Below are 3,434 nucleotides of genomic sequence, written 5' to 3' on the forward strand. Positions count from 1 at the left end.
GCTGGTCATGGTGGAGACGCCTCAGCCAGACCCGGGCCCGCCTCAGCCACTACAAACGCCGAGGCCACACCCCATAACTGTGATTGCAGTACTAGGTCCACTCGCCACTGGACCTGACGAATGGCAGCGATCAGCATCGCCAGGACAACGCCCGGATCCATGTGCTTGGCCTCGACTCCGTCGAAGACAGGGGGCTTTTCGGCGAGCGGGGACCCGCCGTCCGTCCGCTCAAGCGCCTGTACAACCGATGCCGCATCCACCGCGCGGAAGTAGTCAGTCAGAACACCCACTGCTTTCCCCTCAGACTCGAGTTCGTCGACAGGCAGTAGATCAGGCGCCACCCACAGCACGGGGGCAGGAGCAGTCTCCGTTCGAAGCACCAGAGGCGAACCACATCAACTGAGACGATCAGCGTGGGGCCACGCGGATCAGCCCTGACCAGCTGGGATTCCGGCTCCGAACTCGTCTCAACCGATCCGGTCGCGAGGAACTGTCAATACCTGTGGACTGGCGATCTATTTCAGGCTCCGGCGACGCCGTGGTCGCTGGTTGCGAGTAGTTGGCGGAGCCGTCGGATCTCGGCGATCAGACGTGGAACGTTCTGGCGGGCGTCGGCGATGAACTGGGCGTTCTCGTCCCAGCGTTCATCGGCGATATCGACATAGCGGGGCTGCTGGACGAGGGTGGCAGCCACGATCTCGTGGTGGCCGAAGTCGGGCGAGCGTTCGCCAGCTCCGGTGTCGGGGACGGTGCTGATCGCGACCAGGCTCATCGCGAAGTCGTCGTCGAGCTGACGCACATGCCAAGGGCCCGGGGTTGCAGCGTCTGCCAGCGCCTCGATCTCGGCAAGCTCTTCGTCGGTCATCGGTTCGTGGGTGTCCATCAGGCGGCGAGCTCCTCGCGTTCGGCCAGGCGTCCTTTGCTGAACGGTGCGCCGGCGCGAACGAGTGGGACGAGGTGGGCGCCGTTGACGGCCCGCCAGTGGGCCTGAGCCGACTCGACGAGCTTAAACACCATGGCGAGCCCCGCCGCGCGGGAGCCGGCGCCTTTCACCTTGAAACGCCGAGGTCAGTAACCGACGCGGAGAGGGCCGCGCGGGAGCGGATCCGGCAGCAGGCCGTCGAACGCTCCGAGGCAGGCGAGAAGAACCGGGAGATCGCGGCCGCGCTGCGGGTGAGCGTGCGTTCGGTTGAGCGCTGGCGTCGGCAGTGGCGCGAGAGCGGTGCGGCAGGAGTCGCCTCGAAGGGCTCGCCCGATCGCCCGAAGCTGTCCGATGCCCAGATCACTTGGCTTGAGCGGGAGTTGGAGCGTGGGTTGCTGGTCCATGGCTGGGAGGACCAGCGGTGGACTCTGGCGCGGGTGAAGACATTGATTGGCCGGCTGTTCCATGTCTCCTACACGGCGAAGGGCACGTGGGTGCTGCTCAGGCGGCACGGCTGGTCCTGGCAGCAGCCAGCCCGCCGGGCGATCGAGCGCGACGACGCGGCCGTCGAGTTGTGGAGGCCTGCGCGCGAGGTCGGCGAACCGACATCAGGACCCGGGTTCGCGCCGGCTCCAAGCTCGTTCGCGTCCGGCTGTTTCCGGGAAACAGGCCCCGGCGGGGCGGTCGCTCTGGCATGCTCACCCGCTTATGCCGCCCGGAGCAACGAGCGGCCCCGGAAGGCGACCGATCGATGCGTCGTCGCTGATCGGGCACCGGCTTCCAGCTTCGTGCGGTTGGTGACCGCTCAGTTCGTCATCGACGTCGGCGCTCACTGATCAGGCTGCGTCGGCGTCCCGGTCGATGGCGGCGAGGCGGTTCTTCAGCCGATAGCTGGGGCCGTTGATGGAGATCACTTCGCAGTGATGGAGGAGCCGGTCGAGGATGGCGGTGGCCAGTGTCGACCGCCTCACCTTCGGCGGCAACATCATCAAGACCGGCACCGACTCCTACCGCCTCGCGCAGACCAGGGCCCAAGTCGAACGCGCCAGCAGCTGATCACCAGCGGTGGAACTACCGCACTGTTCCACACTCATCGATGAACACCGGCGGCGGCAGCGGAGGGGTGCTTACGGGGTAAGCACCCCTCCGCTGGTCGCCACGGGTCAGTCTTCGGGGTGTTGTTGTGCGCTGCGGATGATGTGGGACCAGGTGCCCGGGGTTCCGCCGTGTTCGTGGGCCAGCCGGCCGGCGAGTCGGGTCGCGGGAATTTCGGGGTTGGCCTTGATTGCGGCGCGGGCCTGGTCGAGACGGGGGTCGCCGTCGTACGGGTAGCGGGGGTCCGGCTTGGTCGTTCCCTTGGCCGGGCGGCCTCCTCCGCGCTCTCGGCGCTCGGCGTACGTCCAGATGTCGCCGCGCCGGTACTTTCGCTTGACGAAGCCCTTGGCCGTCGTCGTCTCCTCGACCGGTGCCGGCCAGTGCTTCGGCGGCATCGCCGGGTACTTCGTGATGTTGGCCGGTTCCATGCCCAGCACCCGGGCGGCCTCGGAGAGCGAGATGAGGTCCTCGGCGTTCCCGCTGCGGTCGACGGTCGTGCGCCACCGCTGGTTCGCCTTGTAGCCCTGGTACCAGGTGTCCCAGGTTTTCGGGTTCCAGTACATGGTGTTGCCGATGGTCTTCTCCGGCTCGGGGTGCTGGTTGTTCTCCCGGTCGCTCCACAGGAATGCGAGGGTGCTCAGGCCCACGCCGGTACGGTTTCGCAGGTCCGCGCGGCTCTCCAGCGCGGCGACGTCGGCGTGACGCTCGTGCCTGTGACGCTCGTACCACTGGTGCCAGTCGGCGGCATACCAGACCAGCGCGCGGCTGATCGTGCCCGCGGCCTCGGGGTGGCCGTTGTGCTCGCGCTCCCGGTACAGCTTCTCCAGGTGGCTGATGCTGATTTCGTACTTGTCGGCGAGCTCCTTGCGGGTCAGTACGGGGCGTCCGTTCAGTGTGGCCATGGGGGTGTTCTCCGTGATCCGTGTGTCCCGGGGCGGGGCCGTGCCGGTCATCGTCGGCTCCCTCCCGCGGTGGTCGTGGTGGTGGGCCGGCTGCGGTGGTAGCGCCCCGCCGGTCTCGCCGAGTGCGTGCTCGGCGTCGATCTCCGCACCGCTCGTGACGTTGCGGCCCTGGGTCTGCTGCGGCGTGTGTTTCCGCTGCACCGCGCCGGCCCGGTCGGTCTCGTGGCCGTTGTGATGTCGCTGTTCTTGATCGCCGGTGCCCGGTCCGGAGCACTGTGCCCTGCTCGTCGGTGAGCGGGATGAGCCGGGTACCGCCGGTGCCGGGAAGTGGAGCCGTCCTGAATACGGTGGGCCGTGGCGGGGTCGGCTCCGGCCTGGTCGTCAGCGCGGGGTCGGGGGCGGGGGCGTGTCGGGCCCTGCGTCGTCTACCATGATGTGCAGATGCCTTCCTGGATATGGGCTTGTTGAAGGGCCTGGGCACAGGGAGGCATTAGGACGGCCGGTACTACTGCTAT

The 3,434-nt window shown here is 67.8% G+C and carries 2 protein-coding genes and 4 pseudogenes; 2 read left to right on the forward strand and 4 right to left on the reverse strand.

Annotation, left to right across the window (positions count from 1 at the left end):
• Window positions 1-520 precede the first annotated feature (520 nt).
• Both ACWCXH_RS39760 and ACWCXH_RS39765 read right to left on the reverse strand, forming a co-directional pair.
• Window positions 521-883, reverse strand: a complete 363-nt coding sequence (locus ACWCXH_RS39760; protein ID WP_449806394.1) for a hypothetical protein — start codon at window positions 881-883, stop codon at window positions 521-523.
• A pseudogene (locus ACWCXH_RS39765) lies at window positions 883-1,050 on the reverse strand (IS256 family transposase); the annotation flags it as partial. The gene ACWCXH_RS39760 and the pseudogene ACWCXH_RS39765, both read right to left, overlap by 1 nt.
• 54 nt (window positions 1,051-1,104) lie before the next feature.
• Here ACWCXH_RS39765 and ACWCXH_RS39770 point away from each other — a divergent pair.
• Window positions 1,105-1,503, forward strand: a pseudogene (locus tag ACWCXH_RS39770) (winged helix-turn-helix domain-containing protein); the annotation flags it as partial.
• Between the two features lie 255 nt (window positions 1,504-1,758).
• Here ACWCXH_RS39770 and ACWCXH_RS39775 read toward each other — a convergent pair.
• Window positions 1,759-1,878 (reverse strand): annotated as a pseudogene (locus ACWCXH_RS39775) (ATP-binding protein); the annotation flags it as partial.
• On the opposite strand from ACWCXH_RS39775, the pseudogene ACWCXH_RS39780 reads away from it, so the two are divergent.
• Window positions 1,862-1,978, forward strand: a pseudogene (locus ACWCXH_RS39780) (IS21-like element helper ATPase IstB); the annotation flags it as partial. The pseudogenes ACWCXH_RS39775 and ACWCXH_RS39780 overlap by 17 nt on opposite strands.
• Window positions 1,979-2,085: 107 nt before the next feature.
• Here ACWCXH_RS39780 and ACWCXH_RS39785 read toward each other — a convergent pair.
• On the reverse strand, window positions 2,086-2,919 hold the full coding sequence (locus ACWCXH_RS39785; protein WP_449806395.1) for a hypothetical protein: 834 nt from the start codon (window positions 2,917-2,919) through the stop codon (window positions 2,086-2,088).
• Between the last annotated feature and the right edge of the window lie 515 nt (window positions 2,920-3,434).

Source organism: Kitasatospora sp. NPDC001660 (genome assembly GCF_053596725.1).

Coding starts and splice junctions, on each gene's coding strand:
- ACWCXH_RS39760 (WP_449806394.1), bottom strand. CDS start 883: ATGGACACCCACGAACCGATGACCGACGAAGAGCTTGCCGAGATCGAG.
- ACWCXH_RS39785 (WP_449806395.1), bottom strand. CDS start 2,919: ATGGCCACACTGAACGGACGCCCCGTACTGACCCGCAAGGAGCTCGCC.